General features: G+C 71.3%; 28 protein-coding genes. 17 read left to right on the forward strand and 11 right to left on the reverse strand.

The window, feature by feature from the left end:
* The first annotated feature begins 13 nt into the window (after positions 1-13).
* Entirely contained in the window at positions 14-214 is a 201-nt protein-coding gene (locus SOM11_RS15100) for a hypothetical protein (protein WP_414655471.1), read from the forward strand.
* Between the two features lie 96 nt (positions 215-310).
* Here the strand turns inward: SOM11_RS15100 and SOM11_RS14430 are convergent, their stop codons facing one another.
* On the reverse strand, positions 311-1297 hold the full coding sequence (locus SOM11_RS14430) for a helix-turn-helix transcriptional regulator (RefSeq protein ID WP_320478475.1): 987 nt from the start codon (positions 1295-1297) through the stop codon (positions 311-313).
* Between the two features lie 100 nt (positions 1298-1397).
* Here SOM11_RS14430 and SOM11_RS14435 point away from each other — a divergent pair, with 100 nt between their 5' ends.
* Both SOM11_RS14435 and SOM11_RS15105 read left to right on the forward strand, forming a co-directional pair.
* Complete coding sequence (locus SOM11_RS14435) at positions 1398-1850, forward strand: VOC family protein (protein ID WP_320478476.1); 453 nt, start codon at positions 1398-1400, stop codon at positions 1848-1850.
* 214 nt (positions 1851-2064) lie between these two features.
* A complete protein-coding gene (locus SOM11_RS15105) occupies positions 2065-2796 on the forward strand; it encodes a YdeI/OmpD-associated family protein (RefSeq protein ID WP_414655472.1) in 732 nt (243 codons plus the stop codon).
* A gap of 154 nt (positions 2797-2950) precedes the next feature.
* On the opposite strand, the gene SOM11_RS14445 is transcribed toward SOM11_RS15105, so the two are convergent.
* Positions 2951-3757 carry a hypothetical protein gene (locus tag SOM11_RS14445; protein WP_320478477.1) on the reverse strand — a complete coding sequence of 269 codons (807 nt, stop codon included), beginning with the start codon at positions 3755-3757 and terminating at the stop codon, positions 2951-2953.
* A 134-nt stretch (positions 3758-3891) separates the two neighbouring features.
* Positions 3892-4770 carry an SDR family NAD(P)-dependent oxidoreductase gene (locus SOM11_RS14450; protein ID WP_056261575.1) on the reverse strand — a complete coding sequence of 293 codons (879 nt, stop codon included), beginning with the start codon at positions 4768-4770 and terminating at the stop codon, positions 3892-3894.
* Positions 4771-4821: 51 nt separating this feature from the next.
* Between SOM11_RS14450 and SOM11_RS14455 the strand changes: the two genes are divergently transcribed.
* Entirely contained in the window at positions 4822-5448 is a 627-nt protein-coding gene (locus SOM11_RS14455) for a TetR/AcrR family transcriptional regulator (RefSeq protein WP_056261578.1), read from the forward strand.
* Between the two features lie 95 nt (positions 5449-5543).
* Here the strand turns inward: SOM11_RS14455 and SOM11_RS14460 are convergent, their stop codons facing one another.
* The 3 genes from SOM11_RS14460 to SOM11_RS14470 are packed head-to-tail and all read right to left on the reverse strand — an operon-like array spanning position 5544 to position 7431.
* Positions 5544-5750: a tautomerase family protein gene (locus SOM11_RS14460; protein ID WP_320478478.1), complete on the reverse strand. Its 207-nt coding sequence runs from the start codon at positions 5748-5750 to the stop codon at positions 5544-5546.
* Positions 5751-5788: 38 nt separating this feature from the next.
* Positions 5789-6691: an SDR family oxidoreductase gene (locus SOM11_RS14465; protein ID WP_320478479.1), complete on the reverse strand. Its 903-nt coding sequence runs from the start codon at positions 6689-6691 to the stop codon at positions 5789-5791.
* A complete protein-coding gene (locus tag SOM11_RS14470) occupies positions 6691-7431 on the reverse strand; it encodes an SDR family oxidoreductase (RefSeq protein WP_320478480.1) in 741 nt (246 codons plus the stop codon). The genes SOM11_RS14465 and SOM11_RS14470 overlap by 1 nt, the downstream gene beginning before the upstream one ends.
* Before the next feature lie 96 nt (positions 7432-7527).
* Here SOM11_RS14470 and SOM11_RS14475 point away from each other — a divergent pair, with 96 nt between their 5' ends.
* Both SOM11_RS14475 and SOM11_RS14480 read left to right on the forward strand, forming a co-directional pair.
* Positions 7528-8244, forward strand: a complete 717-nt coding sequence (locus tag SOM11_RS14475; RefSeq protein ID WP_320478481.1) for a TetR/AcrR family transcriptional regulator — start codon at positions 7528-7530, stop codon at positions 8242-8244.
* Positions 8241-8741, forward strand: a complete 501-nt coding sequence (locus SOM11_RS14480) for a VanZ family protein (RefSeq protein WP_320478482.1) — start codon at positions 8241-8243, stop codon at positions 8739-8741. The genes SOM11_RS14475 and SOM11_RS14480 overlap by 4 nt, the downstream gene beginning before the upstream one ends.
* 235 nt (positions 8742-8976) lie before the next feature.
* Here the strand turns inward: SOM11_RS14480 and SOM11_RS14485 are convergent, their stop codons facing one another.
* A complete protein-coding gene (locus tag SOM11_RS14485) occupies positions 8977-9525 on the reverse strand; it encodes a TetR/AcrR family transcriptional regulator (RefSeq protein WP_320478483.1) in 549 nt (182 codons plus the stop codon).
* 82 nt (positions 9526-9607) lie between these two features.
* Here SOM11_RS14485 and SOM11_RS14490 point away from each other — a divergent pair, with 82 nt between their 5' ends.
* A complete protein-coding gene (locus SOM11_RS14490; RefSeq protein WP_320478484.1) occupies positions 9608-10531 on the forward strand; it encodes a ketopantoate reductase family protein in 924 nt (307 codons plus the stop codon).
* Between the two features lie 289 nt (positions 10532-10820).
* Here SOM11_RS14490 and SOM11_RS14495 read toward each other — a convergent pair whose 3' ends face one another.
* Positions 10821-11474 (reverse strand): TetR-like C-terminal domain-containing protein, encoded by a 654-nt coding sequence (locus SOM11_RS14495; RefSeq protein ID WP_320478485.1) that lies wholly within the window; start codon positions 11472-11474, stop codon positions 10821-10823.
* Between the two features lie 56 nt (positions 11475-11530).
* Here SOM11_RS14495 and SOM11_RS14500 point away from each other — a divergent pair, with 56 nt between their 5' ends.
* The 8 genes from SOM11_RS14500 (at position 11531) to SOM11_RS14535 (ending at position 18772) form a co-directional block, all read left to right on the forward strand.
* On the forward strand, positions 11531-13021 hold the full coding sequence (locus tag SOM11_RS14500; protein WP_320478486.1) for an MFS transporter: 1491 nt from the start codon (positions 11531-11533) through the stop codon (positions 13019-13021).
* A 119-nt stretch (positions 13022-13140) separates the two neighbouring features.
* Positions 13141-13446, forward strand: a complete 306-nt coding sequence (locus SOM11_RS14505; protein WP_192061511.1) for a hypothetical protein — start codon at positions 13141-13143, stop codon at positions 13444-13446.
* 9 nt (positions 13447-13455) lie between these two features.
* Positions 13456-14616: a hypothetical protein gene (locus SOM11_RS14510; protein WP_320478487.1), complete on the forward strand. Its 1161-nt coding sequence runs from the start codon at positions 13456-13458 to the stop codon at positions 14614-14616.
* A 9-nt stretch (positions 14617-14625) separates the two neighbouring features.
* Entirely contained in the window at positions 14626-14997 is a 372-nt protein-coding gene (locus tag SOM11_RS14515) for a hypothetical protein (RefSeq protein WP_320478488.1), read from the forward strand.
* Between the two features lie 86 nt (positions 14998-15083).
* Entirely contained in the window at positions 15084-15644 is a 561-nt protein-coding gene (locus SOM11_RS14520; RefSeq protein ID WP_192061508.1) for a sigma-70 family RNA polymerase sigma factor, read from the forward strand.
* Positions 15637-16374, forward strand: a complete 738-nt coding sequence (locus SOM11_RS14525) for a hypothetical protein (RefSeq protein ID WP_320478489.1) — start codon at positions 15637-15639, stop codon at positions 16372-16374. The genes SOM11_RS14520 and SOM11_RS14525 overlap by 8 nt, the downstream gene beginning before the upstream one ends.
* A gap of 370 nt (positions 16375-16744) precedes the next feature.
* On the forward strand, positions 16745-17344 hold the full coding sequence (locus tag SOM11_RS14530) for a hypothetical protein (protein ID WP_192061506.1): 600 nt from the start codon (positions 16745-16747) through the stop codon (positions 17342-17344).
* Positions 17345-17383: 39 nt separating this feature from the next.
* Positions 17384-18772 carry a signal peptidase I gene (locus tag SOM11_RS14535; protein ID WP_320478490.1) on the forward strand — a complete coding sequence of 463 codons (1389 nt, stop codon included), beginning with the start codon at positions 17384-17386 and terminating at the stop codon, positions 18770-18772.
* On the opposite strand, the gene ctlX is transcribed toward SOM11_RS14535, so the two are convergent.
* Positions 18735-19832: a citrulline utilization hydrolase CtlX gene (gene ctlX / locus SOM11_RS14540; protein WP_320478491.1), complete on the reverse strand. Its 1098-nt coding sequence runs from the start codon at positions 19830-19832 to the stop codon at positions 18735-18737. The two genes, SOM11_RS14535 and ctlX, sit on opposite strands and share 38 nt — an antisense overlap.
* Positions 19833-19840: 8 nt before the next feature.
* Positions 19841-20869: an ornithine cyclodeaminase gene (locus SOM11_RS14545; RefSeq protein WP_320478492.1), complete on the reverse strand. Its 1029-nt coding sequence runs from the start codon at positions 20867-20869 to the stop codon at positions 19841-19843.
* A 173-nt stretch (positions 20870-21042) separates the two neighbouring features.
* Here SOM11_RS14545 and SOM11_RS14550 point away from each other — a divergent pair, with 173 nt between their 5' ends.
* Positions 21043-21474, forward strand: coding sequence for an Lrp/AsnC family transcriptional regulator (locus SOM11_RS14550; protein WP_192061503.1), 432 nt, complete (start codon positions 21043-21045; stop codon positions 21472-21474).
* Positions 21475-21523: 49 nt separating this feature from the next.
* Positions 21524-22084 carry a TetR/AcrR family transcriptional regulator gene (locus SOM11_RS14555; RefSeq protein ID WP_192061502.1) on the forward strand — a complete coding sequence of 187 codons (561 nt, stop codon included), beginning with the start codon at positions 21524-21526 and terminating at the stop codon, positions 22082-22084.
* A gap of 727 nt (positions 22085-22811) precedes the next feature.
* Here the strand turns inward: SOM11_RS14555 and SOM11_RS14560 are convergent.
* Positions 22812-23470: MurR/RpiR family transcriptional regulator (locus SOM11_RS14560; RefSeq protein ID WP_320478493.1), on the reverse strand; the 659-nt coding region annotated here is incomplete at its 5' end.

A 23470-nucleotide genomic window follows, 5' to 3' on the forward strand; every position in this document is an offset into this window, starting at 1 on the left:
ACCGCCGAGTCGGCTGGCCTTCGTGTGGCAGCAGCCGGAATGGCCGTCGCCACTCACGGTCCGCTTCGACATCCGTAGTGACGGCGAGCGGAGCACGGTCACGCTGACGGAACGAGGTTTCGGGCAGCTCGTAGATGGCGACGGACTTCGAGCCGCACACGAGGAGGGGTGGAACTCCCATCTCGCAAACCTGCTCAGGGCGGCGTCCCGATAGACGATCGATAGACGGGCGCCTGTCGGCTTCAGGGATCAGGCGCCTGCGTGTTCCCCAGGGCTGAAGGTCAACTGGCTGCGTTCTGGACCTGCCGCACTAGTCGTAGCTGGTCGCGCATGTCGCCGCGTATCGCTGCGCGAGGGTCACGAAAGCAGTCGCGAGCTCGGGGGGGCCGATCACCTGCATTGGCACCTCGAAGCGGCCGTAGGAGGCGGCCAAGGCACCCCAGGACCACGAGCCCGCCTCGAGGGTGCACCGCTGGTCGTCGACGGCCACGACTGTGCCGTCGCCGGCGAACGGGAGGACGTCGCGAGCGGGCAGTTCCAGTACGACGGTGCCTCGGCATGGCCACTCGTCGACGTCGGACCCCTTGAAGCGAGCGGAGACGAACTCGTGCACGCTTCCGCCGGGCACGACACGGGGAACGTACCGGGGGCCACCGGGGGCCCGCGGCTGCACACGGTCCACGCTGAACAGACGCCAGTCGTCGCGCTCGAGGTCCCAGGCCACGAGGTACCAGCGGCCGTGTGACGTCACCAGGTGGTGCGGCTCGACCCGGCGGGCCTGGCGCGTCTGCTGCGCGCTGTCGTCGTGGCCGCGGTCGGCATAGTCGAAGCGCAGGACTTCGCGGTCTCGGATGCTGTTGGCAAGAGCGACGAGGACGTCGAGCGAGAGATCCGCCAGTGCTGCATCTCCCGGACGGCCGACGGCGGTCACCTCGAAAGCATCCAGCCGGCGTCGCAGTCGGGAGGGCATGACCTGGCGGATCGTCCCCAGGGCGCGGATCGCCGCCTCCTCAAACCCTCCGCCGGCACCGGCTGCCACCTGCAAGGCGACGGCCACCGCGACAGTCTGGTCATCATCGAAAAGCAGGGGCGGCAGCTCGCTGCCGGCGTCGAGCCGGTACCCGCCATCGGGGCCCATCGTCGCGCGGATGCTGTAACCCATCTCCCGGAGACGATCCACGTCCCGGCGCACCGTCCGGTCGCTGACGTCGAGACGCGACGCCAGGAGCGACCCTGGCCAGTCCCGCCGCGTCTGCAGCAACGACAGCAGGTCGAGCAGTCGCGATGTCGTCGTCATGTCGCCCAGCGTAGATCCGTTCTAGGACAGCAACAGACCTAGACAGCTGCGAGGGTCGAGTCGTCGGCCGATCGGGTCGACCCCCCACCAAGGAGCAGCGATGACGATCCAGACGACCACCCACCTCAACTTCCTCGGCGACGCCCGGCAGGCGCTGGAGTTCTACCAGTCCGTGTTCGGCGGGCACCTGGTGGTCAACACCTACGCCGACTTCGGGATGCCGGCGGACGTCCCCGGCGCCGACAAGGTCGTCTTCGGCCTCGTCGTCGCCGAGAACGGCTTCTGCATCATGGGGTACGACATCCCCGGCCAGACCGACGGTTCGATCGCCGGTGGAGGCCTGACCCGCCGCGAGAACGGCACGACCGTCACCGACCAGGCCCTGTTCGTCTCGATCGGGTCCGACAGCCTCGACGAGTTGCAGGGCTACTGGGACGCGCTGGTGGTCGGCGCGACCATCGTCGAACTGCTCGCCGCGTCGGCGTGGAGTGCTGGCTTCGGCATGCTCACCGACAGGTTCGGCGTCACCTGGAGCTTCAGCATCACGGCCTAGTGCCTCTGCCGCGGCGCGAGGCCGACCTGCCCGCGCCGCGGTCCCTCCCTCTGTCCTCGCCAGAAGAAAGGAACGACCATGCCCGCGACCTTCTCCGCCCTTGACAGATCCGCCGTCGTCGCCGCCAGCGTCTCCGCCGTGTTCGGGCTGACCACGGGCCGGCGTGGAGTCGATGCCTGAGGCGGCCGACTGCTCCGGCCGGGTCCGCTTGACCGTGGCCGACGCCGGAGCGTGGCGCACCTGGCTCGACGAGCACGAGGACGGCAGCGACGGGGTGTGGTTGACCCTGGCGAAGAAGGGCGCTCACGCTCCGACCTCGTTGACGTACAGGGAGGCGCTCGATGAAGCCCTGTGCAGCGGATGGATCGACGGGCGCAAGAACTCCATCGACGGTGCCACGTTCCGTCAACACTTCACACCCCGCCGCAGACGTTCCCTGTGGTCCGCACGCAACGTAGAACTCGTCGCAGCACTTACCGCAGCGGGCCGGATGCGCGACCGAGGCCGGGCCGAAGTGGACCGAGCCCGGGCAGACGGACGCTGGGATCGGGCCTACGCCGGCGCAGCCACCATCGAAGTTCCCGCGGACCTACTGGAGGCGCTCCAAGCATCACCCACGGCAGCGCACCTGGATGCACTCGCCATCACTTTCACCTTGGAAGGGCCGTTGGATTCGCTGTTCACGAAGGCCACGGTGGAGCTGGCCGACCGCGATCCGGAGGTCGCCGAAGCCGCTCGTTCCGCCTATCGGCGCCTCGAGGACGGGTACGCCGGGTGCATCGAGCAAGCGCAGACAGCCGGGGAAGTGGACGCGGCTCTCGACGCCCGGGCCCTGGCGACGTACTTCGTGGCGGTCACTCGCGGCATGGAGGTCCTCGGCGCTGCCGGCGCCGACCGGTCGGTGCTCCTCGGTGTCGGCCGAGCGGCGTTCACCCTGCTCACTTGAAGCGCGAGGCAACCCAGACCCGGTCAAGTGCTTGTAGCGACCACGCTGGAGGTGACCGACAGGAGGTGGGCCGAATCTCGACGGGAAACCAGGGCGCTCGTCGAGCGCGACCTCGACTTCGTCCATCGGTGTGCCGTCAGGCCAGGCTCTGGAGCTACCTGTGCTGGTGGCGTCTCTGCGCGGCGATGGTCATGAAGCTCATCGCAGCCAGGACGATGGTGACCCCGACTGCCGCGACGGTGATGGCGTCGGGGTGGATGACCGATTGTCCCCGCAACGCCTGCCACAGGGCGATCGCGGTGACGGCAGTGTACGTCGCTCCGGCCGCGACGACGATACGGAGCCGATCGGCCTCACTGAGCGCCCGGGGGAGCATGATCGCGAGGATCGGCAGCACCTGCAGTGCGTGCATGCCGATGAAGTGGGACACGCGGAGATCTCCGTGGGCGGTGTTCCAGCCGAGGAAGAAGATGCCGCCGGTCGCGTCGTCACCGCCCGAGGAGTGGGAGCCGTAGGTCGACGATGTCGGGTCGGCCAGCTGGGCCGCGGTGGGGATCACCATGAGGAAGCCCACGGACAGGCCGACCAGGGCGATGATCAGTCCGAGCCTCAGGGACCACGCCAGCGCCCTGTCCTCGATCCGGGAGAACATGGCCAGGAAGGCTCCGATGACCAGTGTCGCGCAGTACATGAGGGTGACCCCACCGGCCATGAGCTGGTAGAAGAGCTGGTTCGTCGGAGTCGAGACGTTGAAGTGGCTTCCCACGCCGCGAACCACTTGGATCGAGATGACGACGATCTCCAGGAGGGACGCCGCTGCGCCGACGGTTCCGGCCCACCAACCGATCCGACGCAGGACAGGCCGCTGCACCATCGAGAGCATCCACGCAAGGGTGATCGCGTAGAGCGCGAGGGAGATCGAGAACTTGAGAGGTTTGGCCCAGATCGGGTCGTCTGCCAATGTCCGCGGATCGAGGATCAGCCCGACGAGGCACACCACAGCCCAGAGGCACATCACTGTGGTGAAGGCGACGAGAGGTCGGTGCCATCCGCGTACAGCGGTCCAGAGTGCGCGGGGACGGTCCTGGACGAGGCTCACGGGCGGGTGCCCGCTGCCGTCATCCGCTCGGAGATCGACCAGAGTCTCGCTGCGGTCTCCGGGTTCCGTGCCTGCTTCGACTGGCTGATCACCTCGGCCCCGCCTCGCATGTGCATCATCCGCTGGGGTCCGACGAAGGTGCCGCCGGGGAGGTCGGCTGAGGCGGCGAGCAGCGACGGCAGCGCACCGTCTTCCGGCTCCTGCCCCAAGATCGGGACGAGCCGGTCCCAGAGGTTGGGGCGCTGACCGGCCGGCCGGTCGTAGATGGCTGTCTTGACCAACCCCGGGTGGGCGGCCAGCGCCCGCACTCGAGAGCCCGACGTCTGCAGCCGCCGGTCCAGCTCCGACGTGAACAGCAGGTTGGCGAGCTTGGAGTCCGCGTACGCCCGGCTCGCCTGGTACGGGCGTCGGTGCCAATCGAGGTCGTCGAGGTCGAGACGAGCCATCCGTTCCGCCTGGGACGCGACGGTGACGACGCGGTCGGTGATGTGCGGCAGGAGCAGCGTCGTCAGGAGGAAGTGCCCCAGGTGGTTCGTGCCGAACTGGAGCTCGTGACCGTCGGCCGTCCGCTGGAGGTCCTTCGACTCGACGCCTGCGTTGTTGACGAGGATGGCGATCGGTTCGTCGATCCGGTCTGCGAAGTCAGGCACCGTCTCGAGCCGCGCGAGGTCGAGTGGCAGGACGCGGTGCGTTCCCGGAGTGCCGGGGAGGGTCGCTGCCATGGCTTGCCCCTTCTCCTGATTCCGGACAGCGAGGATGATGCGTGATCCGGACTCGGCCAGGGCGACCGCGGTCGCTCGGCCGATGCCGCTGGTGCCGCCGGTGATGATGACGGTCTCGTTGGTCGGTGCCTGGCCTGCTCTGGTGTCGTCCATGCCCCCAATGTAGACACTGGCCACATTGTTGTCAACGTCTACACTAATTGGATGGCACAGCAAGCACGCTCCTACCACCACGGGTCACTGCGTGAAGAGCTCGTCCGAGAGGGGCGCGCGCTCCTGATCGAGGAGGGGCAACAGGCGGTGACGGTGCGAGAGCTCGCGCGCCGCGTGGGCGTCAGCCATGGTGCGCCGCTCCGTCACTTCCGTGACCGGGACGCCGTCCTCGCCGCGATCGCCGCGGACGGTTTCGACGAGCTGCGTCGCTATCTCGAGGCCGCGCGGCAGGTGGGCACCCTCGAGCGCCGGCTCACGGAGTACATCCGCGCTCATGCTCGCTTCGCGCAGCACAACGGCCCCCTGATGCAGCTGATGTTCGCGTCGACCGACGACGGCACGAATGCGGGGCGCGACCCCGAGGCGCAGTCCTCGGCCGAGCGCTTCTTCGCAGTGGGCGCGGAGCTGCTCGGGGAGAGCAGTCCGGAGTCGATGGGCCCGATGCCGTTCCTGGTCGCGGCGACGACAGAAGGCATCAGTGCCTTGGCCGCCACCGGCCGGCTCCCCGAGGATCGCGTGGACGAAGTCGTCGTCGCCGCGGTGCGGGCGCTCCTGCCGCAGATCGAGCAGCAGCTCGGAACGGCCGCCCAGGGACCGGTCACCGCCCCCGACGGGTGAACCGGGACCGGCGCGCTCGAGTCGCGGCAGGCTCGGTGCCGCGAACGCGATGAGGGGCCCGGTCGCCCTGGCCCCTCATCCTGTGACTAGCGGTACTAGACGCGGCCGAGCATCGCTTCGTTGAGGATGGTGCCGCCGAGCATCCAGCCGCCGTCGGCGACCTCGTCGAGGATGACGAGGGTCGTCGGGCGTGCTCGTTCTCCGTAGACGTCGACGATGGCGTCCGTGACGGTGTCCTGCAGCTTCTTCTTGGACTCAGGCGTGAGGGTGTCCGCGGGGACCTTGAGGTTGGCGAAGGGCATGGTGGTTCCTTTCGGTGGTGGCCCGGACGTTCCGGGGGTCAGAGGGCGGCGTTCGAGGGCAAGAGATCCTCGATGCCGATGCGGCGGTAGAACTCGGCGCGGATGCGGTCGGTGACCGCGGACACGACTTCGCTGCCGTCGCGGGACGGGTCGACGTGCGACCGGAACGGGCGCGTCCCCTGGGGCAGGCCGACCAGGCGCACGATCTCGTCGGCGACGTCCTGCACGTCGGCCTCGGGCGGCACGATCGCGGCGAGGCGGTGGGTCAGTTGGCGGCGGAGCGTGCCGTACTCGGCGTCGTGGTCGGTCACCCGCGCCTCGTCCCCCGGGGTGGAGGCGTTGGTGAAGTGGTTCGTCCCCGACGTGAACGCCCCAGGAACGACGATCGAGCTGTCGATGCCGAAGCGGATCGTCTCGGCCGCATAGCTTTCGGCGAGAGCATCCATGCCGGCCTTGGCGGCGAAGTACGGGGCGAGGAACGGAGGGTGCCCGCCGCGGGTGGAGGAACTGCCCACCCATACGACGAAGCCCGAGCGCTGGGAGCGCATGTGCGGCAAGACGGCGCGGGCTACCCGGTGGCCGCCGACCACGTTGACGTCGTACAGGTACGCGAACTGTTCAGGCGTGAAAGCCTCAGCGGCACCGAAGGCCATGTGGCCGGCGTTCTGCACGACGGCGTCGATGCGGCCGTACGCCCTGATGACGGTGTCGACCGCAGCGTCCACGGATCCCTGCGACTGGACGTCGAGCTCGACGCCGCCGAGCCTCAGCCCCTCACGAGAGGCGAGGTCGGCCAGGGCGTCGCGATGAGCCGCGTTCCTCCCGTCGACGGCGCGCATGCCCGCCGCGACGACGTGGCCTGCGCGTGCCAGCGATTCTGCAGTGAGTCGACCGAATCCTGTGGAGGCGCCGGTGACGAGGATGACCAGCGGCACCGTCATCAGACCATGCCGCCGTTGACACGGATGGTCTGGCCGTTCACCCAGCGCCCGTCCGGCCCTGCAAGGAACGCCACCACGCCGGCGATGTCCTCCGGGGTGCCGAGGCGCTCGAGCGGCGGGACCTTGGCCAGGGCGTCGATCTGCTCCTGCGTCTTGCCGTCGAGGAACAGCTCCGTCGCGGTCGGGCCCGGAGCGACGACGTTCACCGTGACGTCCCGGCCACGGAGCTCCTTCGCCAGGATCAGCGCCATGCCCTCGACCGCGCTCTTGCTCGCGACGTAGGCGCCGTAGGTGGGGAACTGCGTTCCGACGACGGATGTCGACATGCCGACGAAGGCACCCCCGGAGCGCAGTCGACGTGCTGCCTGCTGTGCGACGACGAAGGTGCCGCGGACGTTCGTCCTGTGCAGGTCGTCGAGGGCGTCGAGATCTTGCTCGGCGATGGTCGACAAGCCGAGGCGTCCGGCCGAGTGCACCACGACGTCGACGCCCCCGAAGTCGTTCGCGACCCTGTCGAAGATCGCTGCCACGGCGTGCTCGTCGGCGACGTCGGCCTGCACGGCGATGGCATGGCCGCCGGCGCTCGTGATCTCGTCGAGGGTCGCGGCGGCCGCGGCACCCCCGCTGGCTGATGCGACGACGACGGTGAACCCGTCACGGGAGAGTCGGGTGGAGATGGCGCGGCCGATGCCGCGGGAGCCACCCGTGACGACGGCGACGCGCTGGGGATCAGTGCTCATGGTCTGCCTTTCGTTGCTATCGGTCGGCAGTTTCGCCGATACGCAAGAACTATCACAGATACGACACGCGATAGCAAGTGCCCTAGGCTGGGGGCCATGATCCGATCCGACGACGACCTCCGGAGCGCGCTGCTCGCGGCGGCCGAGGAACAACTCGTCGCCGCGTCCGATGGCGAGATTGCCACACGAGCGGTCTGTGAGGCCGTTGGCGTGACTCAGCCGGTGCTGTATCGGCTGTTCGGCGACAAGCGGGGACTCCTCGACGCCCTGGCCGAGACGGGCCTGCAGCGCTACGCCGCCCGCAAGGCCGAGCTCGAGGCCACCGAGGACCCGGCGGCGGACCTGCGCCGCGGGTGGGGTGACCACCTCGACTTCGCGAGGGAGAATCCCGCCCTCTATCGCCTGATGTTCGCGCCGCGACCCTGGGCGGGCGGTCGCGCAGCGGACGGTGTGAGGACGCTGCTCGAGCGGACGCTCTCTCGGTGCGCGGCCGCGGGGCTTCTCCGTCTCGAAGTCGACGTCGCATCGGGGATGATCTTGGCGGCCAACGTCGGGCTCGCCCTCGACGAGATGACGACCCCGCGTCCCGCACGACAGACCGATGCGGTCGCCGACGCGCTCCGCGACGCCGTCCTCGGTGCCGTCCTCGTCACGGGGTCCCCGACGGCGTCCTTCAACGCCGCCACAGCCGCCCGGCGGCAGCTCCGTGCGCAGCTCGCTGAAGGCGGGCCTGGCGCCCTCCTCCCCGAGGAGTCCGCGCTCATGAACGTCTGGCTCACGCGCCTCGACCGAGAAAGCGACGGCCCCCGGTGATCTCCACGTTCCTCGTCGAACACGCGCCCCTCGTCCGCATCGGCTTCTGGGTCGCCGTCGCGGCCGCCACCCTGCTCGCCTGGGTCCTGCACCGGCTCCGGCTCCGGCGTGTCCTCCTCGGCCTCTCGGCTGTCGCGCTCATCGCGGTGCTCGTTCTAACCCTGCTGCCCGACGGAGCTCGGCCCGGCGGTGTCACCTGCACCGTGCAGTTCAGCGTCCCGTTCCAGGGCATCGAGACGCTCGCCAACGTCGCGATGCTGCTGCCGCTCGTGCTCTTCCTCGGGGCGGCGACGAACCGGCCGCTGACAATCCTCACCGGTGCGGTCGCCCTCTCCGCCGTCATCGAAGTCGTACAGGCCCTCACGCCCGTCCTCGGTCGCCGGTGCGACACGAACGATTGGGCCATGAACACCGTCGGCGCGGTGCTGGGCGCGGTCATCGCTCTCGTCATCTGCGCGATCGACCGGCGACGTAGGGCCACCGCGTCGTCGGGATGAGTCACTGGCCGCCAGCGGTGCGCCCGACCCGCGGCCGATATGCCTACTGGCGATCAGGGCGTGATGTGCACGGGCTCATCGGCAATGGCGAGGATGGTGGTCTTCCCTCTGCAAGCGGAGGCGCTCGATGTAAGAAGCACCTAGTACGGCTCCTTGAAGGTGTCCGATAGCCGATGGCGTTTCGAGACGGGTGTCGGGTGCTCCTGGCTCAAGTGTCCGGCGGAATCGGGTGCCTCTAAGTGGCCCGAAGGCCAGCGATCAAGAGCTCCACGGCTGCGCGTGATTCAGATGCCCAGAGTGGTCGGCCTGTCGCGGTGCCGATGCCGTGCAGCACGATCATCACCGCTCCGACCGGCATGTCATCACGGACGGTGCCGTCCCGGGCCGCCTGGCTCACGAGGTCGGCCACCGTGCGTTCGATCTGGATCCCACCGTCGGTGAACACGGTCGGGTCTTCGGCTGCCGCGAGCGTGCGGGCCAGCCCGGTGTGCTCCAGGACGTACTCGACGAAGCCGCGGAGGAACGACTCGAGGTTCTCGACGGCCGGCCGCGCCGGGTCGACAGCGTTCTCACAGAGCAGTGCCACCTCGCCCTCGTACACGGCAGCAGCCAGAGCATCCCGTGTGGGGAAGTGCCGGTACAGCGTCCCCACCCCCACGCCGGCGAGAGCGGCGAAGTCGTCGAATCGCACCTGCTGGTGCTGGTCGAACACGACCCGCGCGGCAGCGACGATCGCTTCTCGGTTCCGACGGGCGTCCGCCCGCATTGCGCGTTCCTCGGCCACGGAGACACCCTCCCTAGATAATTGGAGATTATCTCCATATAGTTCAACCGGAGATTGTCTCCAGCTTAGCGAGAGGTCATTCATGCGCATCCTGATGTTCGGGCGGGGAGCGATCGCGACGATCTACGGTCGCGTCCTTGCCGCCGCTGGTCACGACGTCGAGTTCTACGTACGCCCGGGGCGTGCTGCGGAATACGGGGACGAGGTGCGCATCGACTGGATCGACGGGCGTCGTGCGCTGCTCGGCCGACGAGTCCGTGAGAACCACCCGGTCAGGTTCCGCGAGACCATCGATCCACGTGAGGGGTTCGACCTCGTCGTGCTCAGCGTCGGGCATCATCGTCTCGCTGAGGCTGCGGCTTTCCTCGCGCCCCGACTGGGATCGGCGACCGTCCTGGTGTTCGGCAACGTGTGGGAGGAGCCGCTCGAGGCCGTCGCGCCGTTGCCGGCCGATCAGGTCGTCTTCGGCTTCCCGGGTGGGGGTGGTCAGTTCCAGGAGGATGGCCTCCTGGTGGCCGCCATCATGCCGTCGGTCGTCATCGGTACCGGTCACGCTCTGACGAGTCGGCGCGAGGAGGAGGTCCTGTCGGCTTTTCAGCAGGCCGGCATTACTGCCCGGCAGGAGAAGGACATCCGGGGGTGGCTGTGGCTCCATTTCATCGCCGACGCCGGCATGTACGCCCAGGCGATGAGCAAGGGTTCACTGTCGGCGATGATCGGTGACCGACAGGCTCTCCGGAAGGCGCTCGCAACGACCCGCGACCTGCTGCCGCTTCTCCGAGCACGGGGTGTGGATCTCGCAGAGCATCGCCGCGCGATGCTTCCGTACCGCCTCCCGCTCCTGATGGGCACTGCGATGGGATGGGCGACGGCGCTGGTCCCGATCGCGCGCCGTGCCCTCGGGGCGCACACGGACACGGACATGGTCGAGGGTCGCGCCGTCCTCCGCGACACCCTGCGAGAAGCGCGACGGCTTCACATCCCGGCCCCGCGTCTGGAGACGTGACTCGCGGCTTCCGGTGCTCTGGCCGAATCGGTTGAAGGACCCACGGGCAGATGGTGCCTATGCCCACAGAGCCCCCCGGCTGCGTCCCGATAGCCGATCACTTTGCGGGCGCTCCGGGGTCGTCACGCGTCCCCAGAGTCGCGAGACGCGGTCTCGATATCAGGGGACAACCTGTCGAAGCCTTTTGCAGCACAGATGCAAGGAGTGATGTGTCGCGTGCACGCTCACGAGGGGCGTGCTGACGACCTCGACCGCCATGGCCGTCGAGGGTGTGCCGCGAGGCGCCGTCTCAGTGGTCCGGCGCGGAAGGGTGGTTCGAGGCGGCATCGACGGACAGGCCGTCGAGCAGCGTGTCCACGATCCTCTCGGCCGTGTCGGCGTCGATCGCCTCGTGGGCGAAGAGCGCCCGGTAGTACAGGGGCGCGGCGAGGAGGTCGAGCACCAGTTCGATGTCCGTCGACGGGGTGAGTGCGCCCTGGTCCCGTGCGCGCTCGAGCACCGCCCGGGTGGTCGACCTGCGCGCGTCGAAGTAGTCGCGGGTGAATCTCTCACGGAGCTCGGGGTCGCCGGCGAGGTCGGCGATGAGGCCGGGCAGGGCGGTGGTGACGGGGGTCGAGGCGATCGACTCGGCCAGGCCGCCGATCCCCGTGACGAGGTCGCATCGCAGGCAGCCGGTGTCCGGTGTCGGGCTCGTGCCCATCACGGTGATCAGGGTGTGGACCACGACCCCCGGAAGGCTGCCCCAGCGGCGTCGGAGCGCGGGCTTGCTCGTGCGCGCCTCGGCCGCTACGCGGTCGAGCGTCAGGTCGCGGTAGGTGCCTTCGCCGAGGAGCCGCATGACCGCTGCCGCGGCACGCTCGTCGATGCTCGCATCACGCGGTCGACCCGACCGGACGGGAGCCGAGGAGGTGCGGCGTGAGTCGCCGGGGCCTGCTTGCGTCATGAGTCGACGATAGCCTAGTTTCATTCCGTACCGATTCGGAACGAAAGTGAGACCGCATGACGACCCGCTCCTCCCCCCGGCCGCGCGACCCCAGCCACCCGGACACCGCGCACAGCGGTGATCCCGTAGGAGTGTTCTCACCGGGGCTGCGGGCCCGGACCGTGGGCATCCTGGCCAGCGTCGGTGCCGTGGCGCTCGAGTCGCTCGGCGTCGCGACGATCCTGCCCGTCGTGGCCGACGACCTCGGCGGTCTGTCCGCCTACGGCTGGGGGCTCTCGGCCCTCATGCTCGCCAACATCGTGGGCACGGTGCTGGCCGGTGGTGACATCGATCGACGCGGACCGGCACGCACGGTGCTCGTCGGGGGCCTCGTCTTCGCGGCGGGCTGCATCGTCGCCGGCGCGGCCCCGACATGGGAGGTGTTCATCGCGGCCCGCGCTCTTCAGGGTCTCGGGGTCGGCGCCGTCATGGCCTACGCGTACAGCCTCGTGGGCCTGGCCTACCCGGCGCGCCTCCGGCCGGTCATGTTCGCGTTCCTGTCGTCGGCCTGGACGATCCCGTCTCTCGTGGGGCCCCTGCTCGCCGGCGCGCTCGTCGCCGTGGCGGACTGGCGACTCGTCTTCTGGGTCGTCGGACCGATCGTCCTCGCCCTGCTTCCCCTCGTACTGCCCAGCGCGCGGCGAGTCGGCGCCGTCTCCTCCCGGGGCGGACCGGACTCCGGTGCCGCGGAGGCTCGCAACGTCGATGAGGCGCGTCGGGCGCGACGCGGAGCTCTCGTCGCCTCCATCGTCCTGGCGGTGGCTTCGGCGGTTCTCCTCGCCTCCCTCGAGAGCACGTCGCTCCTCGTGCTCATACTGCTCGTCGGCATCGCAGGCCTCGTCGCAGCGTGGTCGTTCCGCAGGCTCACACCCGTCGGCACGCTGCGGGGAGCGCGCGGAGCGGCCGCGGGCGTCGGAGTGCGGTTCCTGCTGTGCGGCGCGTACTTCGGCTCGGAGGCCTTCGTGCCACTCGGCCTGACGCGTCTGCACGGTGTCGGGGTGACCCTCGCCGGTGTGGCGCTGGCGACGGGGGCTCTCACCTGGACGGCGGGTTCCTTCATCCAGGCACGCATCGACGCCGCCCGGCCGGGTACGAGGGCCCGGTCCGTCCGATGGGGGTTCGTGGTGCTGCTCGCCGGGCAGGTCCTCACGGCCGTGACCGTCGCCGTCCCCGACGCCTGGTCAGGAGGCGCGGTGCTGGGATGGGCGATCGCCGGCATCGGCATGGGGGTCGCCTTCAACGCCGCGACGAGCGCGACGATGTCAGCAGGGTCGTCCGCCGGCGCCACGAGTGCGTCGCTCCAGCTCGCCCAGACGCTCGCCACGGCCCTCGTCGCTGGTGCAGGGGGAGCCGTCCTCGCAGCGGCGGGGACGGGCCCGGCAGGATTCGCCGGGGTCTTCGCCGCCACCGGGGCGCTGGCGCTGGCCGGCGTCTTCCTGGCGGGTCGTACGGACACTCGCGTCGCATCCATTCCGAATGAGCGCCTTGCCGTCAGGAACGATCGGTAGCGGGTCAACGTGCGCAAGGGGTGTGCAACCGGTCCATGAACGAAGACCGGCGGCTGCCCGCGCCGCCGAGGCCCCTGGGGGCTGTCGGACCGACCGGCGGCACCGCTAGCATGCCGGGCATGGATGCGCCGATCGACCGACTGCTCGCGAGCGCCGGAGGGTCCGGTGCGATGTGGCCTGCGGCGTACGACCTGGGCTGGACGGCGATCATCGCGATCGGCGCGCTCGCCGCCGTCTGGATGCTCGTCAGCGTCGTCAGGTCGGCGCTCAGCGGTTCCGCCAAGGCCCTCTGGATCGTGCTCTGGGCACTGGTCGCCCCTGTGGCGATCGTCGCCTGGCTCGTGATCGGGCGAGACGCCCGCGCGTCGGGTCGCGAGATCCGCGCCTCGCGGGCCGGTCGCGAGCCGTCGGCCGACGCCTCCTAGGCTGAGCGCATGACGGCCCCGATCGACGCCGACGCCCTGCTGGCCGCCCCGCGCGGGCGGCGGCTCTGCCTCGAGCTCATGCGGCACGGCGACCCGGCCAGCGAGGCGCGTGAGCACTTCGGCCAGCTCGTCTTCTTCGCCTCGTACCGGTCGGCGAAGGCATACGGGGTCGCGGTCACCCTCCTGCGGAGCAGCACCGCCGACGGCCCGGGCGCCGACGCCCCGCTGCCCGACCCGACCCCCGCCGAGCTCGCCGACGCCCTCGATCGGGTCCCGCTGCCGCACCTCGACGACGACACACTGACGACCGCCCTCGCCAGCACCGTCGACGCCGCCGCCTACTGGCAGGAGCCCGACGGCGACGACCTGCTGATGGTCGAGCCGGTCGTCACCCGGGCGCTCCGGCGGGTCGCCGAGCACGTCGTGTCGTCGCCCGCCACGGCGTGGTGGAGCGACCGCACCGCCCCCGACCAGCACCTCGTCGAGTTCGACCGGCCCGAGTTCCGCACCGGCGAGCCCCCGTCGTGGAGCGTCGTCGGCGTCCGCTCGGCCCTGCAGCAGTGGCGCGACGCCCGTGTCGCCGGCGAGGTCAGGGCGGTGCGTGAGCGGCCCCTCGACCCGTCCGCCTCGTTCAGCGCCGACTGGTGGTCGACCCCGAACTGGATCGGCCCGGTCACGACCCAGGCGGGGCCCGACGGCGCCCCGCTCGGCCTGCGACTCGTCGAAGACGGCTTCGGCGACACCCGCGCCCGCGTGCGGCAGCTCGACGTCCCGCCCGATGCCCGGGTGATCGAGGTCGACGGCCCCGACGACTGGGCCCGCCTCTGCCGCGAGCACCCGCTCGAGGTCACCGCGTCGCACCGGCACGACTGGTACCGCGCGACCGGTCGGGCCGGGGCCTGGGTCTCACCCGACTGGGCGTCCGTCGCCGAGATCGCCGACGCCGTGCACGTCTCCGTCGCCGGGTACCTGCTCACCGCCGGCCGCAGCGTCCCCGTCGACGAGAGCACCGCCTCCGTCCTGGCCGGCTGGAGCCCCGACGAGACCTACTGGCTCACCGACGTCGCCGCGAGCGACGCGCCCGCGATCACCTGGGTGCTCGACGACGACGGACGCTGGGTCCGCGACGCCCGAGGAGCCGCGACGAGTCAGAGACACGGCGACCGCTAGCCTGCTCGCATGACCTCGCCGATCGATGCCGACGCCCATCCCGGAGACGGTCGGCGGCCGCGCGTGCTCGGCGCCCTCGGCATCGCGGCGGCGGTCGGAGTCCTGTTCGCGTCGGTCATCATCGTCCCCGCGTTCTTCCCCATCTCGACGGTGGGCTCCCTGACGCCGACGGACCCCCTGCTCAACCGGGTCGGGGAGTGGTCTGCGATGTACCTCGCCCCCGGGATCATCGCGACCATCGTCCTGGCGTCGGCCGCGGGCGCCCGAGGAGGACGAGGGCGCCGCCGGGGGATCATCGCCGGAACGATGGCCGCCTTCTCTCTGCCGGTCTTCCTCGTCGCGCTGTTCGTCGACTCCGTCTTCTTCGATTCGGCCCCCTGAAGGAGGCGCGGGTCGGCGATGAACGGAACCCCACCTCCCGACGTATCCCCTCGAGACCCCGCCGCCCTAGTCTGAGAGGAACGTCGATGACGGCCCTCCTGACGCCGCACCGCCACCCGACCGCCGAGCGGAGCCCGATGACCGCACCACCGTCGAGCTTCGACGTCGACGAGGCCTTCGCCGAGCACGGGTCGGCGCTGCTCGGCTTCGCCGTCAACGCCCTGGGCGACCGCGGCCAGGCGGAGGACTGCGTGCAGGAGACGTTCCTGCGCGCGTGGCGGGCGCGCGACCGGTTCGACCCGACCCGCGCCTCCGCCCGCACCTGGCTCTTCGCCATCGAACGGCGCCTCATCATCGACGTGCTGCGTGCCCGGCAGCGCACACCGCACCTCGTCACGCCCGATGACGCCCCCGACGCGTCGACGAACGACCCCGACCCCCTCGACCGCCTCGGCCTCGTCGAGGGGCTGGCCCGGCTGAGCGACGAGCACCGCGCCGCCGTGGTCGCCGTGCATCTGCGCGGTCGCACCTACCGCGACGTCAGCGAGAGCACCGGCGTACCCGTCGCGACGCTCCGCACCCGCGTGCACTACGCCCTGCGCGCCCTCCGCACCCACCTCGACGAAGGCGACACGACCGATGACTGACCCGACGCCCTCGCGCCGCGACGAGCTGATCGCGGCGGCGCTCGCCGACGACCTCTCACCCGCCGAGGCGGCCGAGTTCGCCGCCCTCCGAGCAGAGGACCCCGGCGTCGACGCCGAGCTCGCCGAGCTGGGTGCGCTCACGGCACGCCTCGCCGACCTCCCCGAGCCGGACGGACGGGCAGGAGGCGCGGGCTGGGTCGACCTCGAACCCAGCGCCGAGCTGCGGCGACGCGTCGCGGGCATCGCGGGTGCGGACGCCCCCGTCACCCCACTGCCCGCTCGCAGCACCCGTCGCCCGAACCGGCGCACGCTCCTCACCGCGCTCGGCGCCGCGGCCTGCCTCGCGGTCGGAGCCGGCGCGGGCGCCCTCGTCGCGACCCCCCGCGACGCTCACGTCGACGGCCCGCCCGGCACGCTCGGCGCCGTCGAACCGGTCGCGTTCGCGGGCGCGCCCTCGGGGGTCGAGGTCGACGGCGACGTCGTCGCCCACACCTGGGGCACCGAGACGCTGCTGACGGTCACCGGGCTCCCCGCCGGAGACCCCTTCACCGTGGTCGTCGTCGGCGACGACGGGCGCGAGTACGAGTCGGGCACGTTCCTCGGCACCGACGTCGAGATCGACTGCAGCCTGAACGCGGGCGTGCTGCGTGAGGACGTCGCCGCCGTCGAGATCCGCGGGGCCGACGGCGCGGACATCGCGGTCGCCGAGGTCCCCGCCGTCGACGCCTAGCGCGCGACTCGCTGCGCCCGGCGCCCCGCGCCCAGTCCCCGCGCGCCACTCACCGCGGCCCGCCCGCGACTCACCGCGCCATTTCGTGGACACGACGCCAGGTTTAAACCTGGCGTCGTGTCCACTTCCTGGCGCTGTGGGTGACCGCCGCCCTGCCCCGCCCCGCCCCGCGCACACGTCCCGCGAACGGGGGTCGGCCGCACCTCTTGCGCGCCCCCCCAAGACTGAACTATCTTCATTTTTGTACCAACGGAGCGTCATCGGGTCCTCACCGAACCCGAGCGATCGAGCGCCGCGACCCAACCACTCGCACCGTGCCTCCTACCGTCCACCGTGACGCTCCGTCTTCTTCCGGATCAGGAGCTCCACCATGTCCATCGCCGCAACCCGCGCCGCCCGCATCGCCGCCTTCGTCGGAGTGCCGCTCGCCCTGGTCGCCTCGGGCGTCATCGTGTCGACCGCGTCGTACTCGGCGTTCTCGGCCACGACGTCGAACCCGACGAACAACTGGACCGCGGGCAACGTCGCCCTGTCCGACGACGACGCGAACACGGCGATGTTCAACGCGACGGCGCTGAAGCCCGGCTCGACGGGGGCGAAGTGCATCGTCGTCACGTCGACCGGGTCGCTGCCCTCGGCCGTGAAGCTGTACGGCACCACCCCCTCCACGACGAACGCGCTCGCGAGCAGCCTGAACCTCACGGTCGAGCAGGGCACCGGCGGCACGTTCGCCGACTGCACCGGCTTCGTGGCGCAGGGCACCGGCGGCTCGCTGTACAGCGGCACCGTCGCCAACTTCGGCACGACCTACTCGAGCTACGGCAACGGGATCCCGACCTGGTCGCCCACCGGCACCGCCAGCGAGAGCAAGGTCTTCCGCTTCACCTACACGCTGCCCGCCAACGCGCCGTCGACGGTGCAGGGCGGCACGGCGGCCCTCGGCTTCACGTGGGAGGCCCAGAACAGCTGATCCGCGGCCTCCGGGCGCTCCGAACGAGAGGTCGTCGTCGTGTTCACGTCGCACGCTCACGTCGCAGCGGCATCCGGGGCGGCCTCGGCCCGGGTGTCGTCGGGCGGGTCGAGCGTCGATGCGGCCACGGTCGCCGACTGGTCCCGAATCGTCGCGGCGACGCTCGCCCGCGGGATCATCGCGACCCTGCTCGGTCTCGCCTTCTGGGCGGCGGCCCCCGCTGTCGTCGGCTGGCAGCCCACCACGGTGATGACCGGGTCGATGATGCCGCGGGTCGCCGTCGGAGACGTCGTCATCTCGCGGCCCATCGACTCCGCGCGGCTCGACGCCGGGCAGGTCCTGCTCTTCGACGACCCCGATCACGAGGGGGCGCTGCGACTGCACCGGGTCGACTCGACGGCCCCCGACGGCACGCTCATCACGAAGGGCGACGCCAACGCCGCCGCCGACTCGTCGTCGGTGCCCCGTGACGACGTTCACGGCATCGGCGTGCTGCGGGTGCCGCTCATCGGCATGCCCATCGTCTGGCTGCACGACGGCGACGCCGCGCACCTCGTGCTCGCCGGTCTCGCCTTCGTGGTGCTGATCGCCGTCACCCTGCTCGACGGGCCGCTGCGCCGTCGCCCCGAGCCCGACCCGTCGACCGTCGCCGGCCGCACGCACGGACGACACGGCGGAGGCCCCGCAGGCGGGGGTTCAGGAGGCGCGGGTCGAGCCGGCGCCCGTGCCGCCGGCTCCGGTCGGGGCGGCATCCACCGCGCCGGGGTCGCCGTCGGTCGGATGCTGCGGGTCGTCGCACCGGCCGCGCACGTGCAGGAGGCGCGCGACGGGCGGTCGCGCACCGCACCTCCTCGGATCCCCGGCCGCGCAGGCGTCGGCACCCGCCGCCTCGCGCTCGCCGAGCGTCGGGCCGCGCGTCGGCGCCGACGCCTGCTCTGGGGCTCGGGTCTCAGCGCGCTCGTCATCGCGACCGCGGGCATCGGGTTCGTGCTGCCCGCGACGGCGATCGCGGCTCCGTTCCTCGCGACGACCATCAACCCGAAGTCGTCGTGGACGGCGGGCATGGTGGGTCAGCCGGCGGCCGTGCCGAACACGACGACCCTCGGATGCGTCAACGCGGGGAGCAACGGGGTCACCATCACGTTCGCCTACCCGGCGGGCGCCGATGCGGACTCGTTCGAGCTCCAGGGGCCCGGCCTGCTCGGCGGCACGGTGACCTACGGGAGCACCGCCGCGTCGTCGGCGACGTCGAATCCGAACTCGACGAAGTCGGTCACGTTCACCCCGACCGCGGGCCTCAGCCTCAATCTCGCCTCGACGGTCAAGGTCAAGGCCGTGCTCGGGGCGACGGGCACCCTCTGGACCTCGACGTCGGACGCGACGACGGGTGTCACCGTGTCGCTCTCCAACGGGCTCCGCTGCCGCTGACGGCGCCGTGCGCGGGCAGGTGCACTCCGGCCAGCATGCAGCGCACCGAGCCGCCGGCCAGCTCGATCGTCGGCACATCGAGCGGCAGCGGGCGGGCGTGCCGCGCCACCGTCGCCCGCTGCGCCGGGGTGAGAGACGCCCAGCCGCGCGCCGACACCGCGAGCACGGGCCCGTCGGCGCCCCGCAGCTCGAGGGCGTTGCCGGCGAACTCGGCGAGCTGGGCGCGGGTGAGGGCGACCACCTCGCGTCCGGAGGCGGCGATACGGTCGGCCACGCGCCTCCTCTCGCTCGACGACCCGATCGCCTCGAGGCCGACCAGCGCCAGGCGCGAGGCCACGCTCATCATCACGTTCGTGTGATAGATCGGCACCCCGTCGGCGTCGGTCGCGGTGAACGCCTCGACGTCGTAGTCGAGCCCGCGGCAGACGAGATCGACGGCGGCCCGGTCGGCCCGATGCGAGAGGGCGACGTAGGCGACCCGCTCGACGTGATCGAAGACGAGCGCTCCGGTGCCCTCGACGTGCAGCCCGAGCGACTCGAGCGTCGAGTGGTCGACCACCGACCCGACCCCGTACGAGGCGCGCAGCAGCTCGACCACGTCGCCGCGCCGCTCCGCCCGCCGGTTCGGCGAGTGCATCGGGTACAGCAGCAGACGCCCGTCGGCGTGCGTCGAGAACCAGTTGTTCGGGAACACCGCGTCGGGACGGTCGGCCCGCTCGTCGTCGACGAGATGTACGCGCACACCCGCGGCGCGCAGGGCGGCCGCCACCGAGTCGACCTCGGCCCGGGCTCGCGCGGCGATCTCGGCCCGCGACGCGTCGACGTCGGCGGGGTCGGTCTGGAACGCGTTGTCCCGCGCCGTCTGCGGGTTGGGCGTGAAGTGACGCGGACGCACCATCACGACGGCGGCGGGGGACTGGCGGGCGAGCCGCGCCTCCTCGGGGTCGGCGACGACCGGGGACGAGGAGGCGCGGGCCGGGTCGGCGACGCCGGTCACGCTCGCGACGCCCCTCGGGATCGCGCCGGTCGGGCCGGCGCCGGTCTCGACGACGCTCGTCATGTCGGCCCTCAGACCCCGACGGGCTGACGGGCGACGAGGCCGAAGAGGTCCTTCGGGTCGTCGGGGTCGGCGACGAGGTCGATGTCGACGGCGTAGTCGGTGCCGGCGACGTCGTCGCGCAGGTACTTGAGCGCGCAGACGTCCTCGATGGCGAAGCCGACGGAGTCGAAGACGGTGATCTGCTCGTCGCTCGTGCGCCCGGGCAGTCGGCCGGCCACGACCTCCCACAGCTCGGTGACGGCGAAGTCGGCCGCCTGGTGCTGGATCTCGCCCTCGACCCGGGTCTGCTCGGGGTACTCGACGAACACGTCGGCGCGGCGCAGCGTCACCGGGTCGAGCTCGGTCTTGCCGGGGCAGTCGCCGCCGATCGCGTTCACGTGCATGCCGGGTCGCACGGCCTCGTCGGGCAGCACGATCGCGTTCTGCTTGTCGGCCGTGCAGGTGGTGACGACGTCGGCGCCCTCCGCGGCTTCGACCGGGCTCGAGCAGACGGTGATGTCGAAGCCGAGCGGGGTCAGATTGCGGACGAGCTTCTCGGTCGCCCCGGGGTCGACGTCGAAGACCCGCACGATCTCGATCCCCAGGGAGGCGCGCATCGCCAGCGCCTGGAACTCCGCCTGCGACCCCGCCCCGATCAGGGCGAGCACCCGCGAGTCGGCGCGGGCGAGACGCTTCGCCGCCATCGCGCTCGTGGCCGCGGTGCGGAGCGCGGTGAGGATCGTCATCTCGGCGAGGAACGTCGGGTACCCCGTGTCGACGTCGGCGAGCACGCCGAACGCGGTCACGGTCTGGAACCCGCGGGCCGGGTTCGACGGGTGGCCGTTGACGTACTTGAAGCCGTAGGTCTCGCTGTCGCTCGCGGGCATCAGCTCGATCACGCCGATCGGCGAGTGCGAGGCCACGCGCGGCGACTTGTCGAAGGCGGGCCAGCGGGCGAAGTCGCGCTCGAGGGCGGTCACCATGCCGGCGGTGATGGGGCCGACCCCGCGGTCGGTCACCCAGCGGATCATGTTCTGCACGTCTACGAAGCGCACCACGGGCGCCTCCCCTCTGCTCGTCTCGCCGGTCGTCCGGTCGCCCGGTCGTCTCGCCGGTCACCCGGTCGTCGCTCCACGCTATGGCTGCGCGATATGCACCGGCAATCGTCAGCACGCGCTGAATCGCACCCCCGACTCGGCGATCCGCGCAGTGCTGCTGTACATTCCGGGTCATGGCCGATCTCGACGAACTCGACCGGCGCCTCCTCGCCGCCCTCCGGGTCGACGCCCGCGAGTCCGCCGCCGCCCTGGCGCGCCGACTCGGGGTCACCCGCGCGACCGTGACGTCGCGGCTCGACCGGCTCGAGGCGTCGGGCACGGTGCTCGGCTACACGGTGCGCGTGCGCGAGGACCACGACCCCGATCTGATCCGCGCGATCGGCTTCATCGAGATCGAGGGGCGGTCGACCGACCACGTCATCCGGCAGCTGCGCGGGTTCCCCGAGGTGGTGTCGCTGCACACGACCAACGGCGGGTGGGATCTCGTCGCCGAGTACCGCACCTCGTCGCTCGGCGAGTTCGACCGCGTGCTGGCGCGGATCCGCAGCGTCGAGGGCGTCATCAACTCCGAGACGAGTCTGCTGCTGAGCTCGGTGCTCCGGTAGGAGGCGCGGGCTGCGTACGTCCGTACGCATCGTGACTAAGGTGGTCGGCATGACGGCCCGGCGCAGCGACCCCGAGCGGCGCGATCGTCTGATCGACGTCACGCTCGACCTCATCGCCGAGAACGGCGTCGCCGGCATCTCGCATCGCAAGATCGCGACGCGCGCCGATGTGCCGCTCGGCTCGATGACCTACCACTTCGACGGGATGGACGACCTGCTGCACGAGGCGTTCACCCGCTTCGCCGGCACCATCATCGCCCGCTTCGAGGCGGCGCTCGGGTCGGCGACCGCACCCGACGAGGCCCGGGCGGCGATCGTGTCGCTGATCCACGACGATCTGGCGGCCGAGGGGAGGCTGCGCGACCAGGTGCTGTCGTACGAGCTCTACACGCTCGCCGCACGGCAGCCGGCGTTCCGTCGCATCACCCGCGAGTGGATGCGCCGCAGCCGCGTCGAGCTCGAGCGGCACTTCGACCCCGACACGGCACGACGCGTCGACGCGCTGATCGAGGGGCTGTCGATCCACCGCGTGCTCGACCCCGAACCGCCGTCGCGACGCTTCACGGAGGAGGCGGTGGCCCGCATCACCGCGCCCGCCCCGCCCGCCTGACCCGCGCCTCCTCGCCTCTGCTGTGCCGCGCCTCCTCGCCTTTCCTGTGCCGCGCCTCCTCACCCCTCCTGCGCCGCGCCTCCTCGCCTGCCCAGACCCGCGCCTCCTCGCCTGCCCATGAACCGCGTTCGCGAAGATGAACTGCGTCGTATCGCGGTTCTTCTTCGCGAACGCGGTTCATCGCCGGGCGCCGCGTCTCCCTTCCCGCGCGCGCCGCGCCTCCTCGTCCCGCCCGACCCGCGCCTCCTCGCCTGCCTGACCCGCCTGACCCGCGCCTCCTCGTCGACCCGTAAACCGCGTTCGCGAAGATGAACTGCGTTGTATCGCGGTTCTTCTTCGCGAACGCGGTTCATCGCCGATCGCCGCGTCTCCTCGCTTCTCCTGCACTGCGCCTCCTCGTTTTCCTGCGCCGCGCCTCCTCGCCTCTGCTGCGCCGCGCCTCCTCGCCCGCCCATGAACCGCGTTCGCGAAGATGAACTGCGTTGTATCGCGGTTCTCCTTCGCGAACGCGGTTCATCGCTGCGCGGGGACGGGGGAGGAGGCGCGGGTCAGGTTGCGGAGAGCGGCGCGGGGCGAGGGGGACGAGGAGGCGCGGGTCAGGTTGCGTAGAACGGCGCGGGGCGAGGCGGACGAGGAGGCGCGGATCGGCTTGCGCAGAGCGACGCGGCGCGGGGCGAGGCGGGGGAGGAGGCGCGGGTCGGCGTGCGCAGACGCGGGGCGGGCCGGGTCAGGGGGAGCGGTACTCCCATTCGGCGACTCGCTCCTCGTGGGCGTCGAGGCGGGTGCGGGTGCGGCGCGCGTCGCGGGCGGCGACCCCCTCGAGCAGCGCGATCGACAAGGTGACGGCGGCGGCGTGCGAGTCGAAGACGAGATCCTGACCGACGGGGGCCACGAGACGGACGTCGATCAGATGCGCGAACGGCACGAGCGGGGTGTCGATGATGCCGACCGTCGTCATGCCGAGCTCGCGGGCACGGGCGAGGGCCCGCACGGTGGCCGCGGGGTAGCGCGGCATGGCGAACACGACCAGCGTCGTGGCCCCGTCGAGATGCAGCTGCGTGAGGTCGTCGTCGAGTCGCGCCGCGTCGTCGAGCACGTGGACCCCGGGCACGATGCGCTGCGCCAGGTACCCGACGTAGTTCGCGAGCGCCGCCGACACCCGCAGCCCCACGATGCCGACCGGACGGCTGTCGGCGATCAGCTCGACCGCGCGCCGCATGGCCTCCGACGCGATGGTCGCCTCGACGGCGCGCAGGTTCTGCCGCTCGTGCGCGAGGGCCGCGCCCGGCGTCGTGGCCGCACCGCCGACGCCGCCCGAGGCGCCGCCCGCACCCCCGGCACCGCCGGCACCACCGGCACCGCCCGCGCCGGCCGTGCCGATGCCGC

It is taken from the genome of Frigoribacterium sp. CFBP9029 (assembly GCF_034045305.1).
Classification (GTDB): Bacteria; Actinomycetota; Actinomycetes; order Actinomycetales; family Microbacteriaceae; genus Frigoribacterium.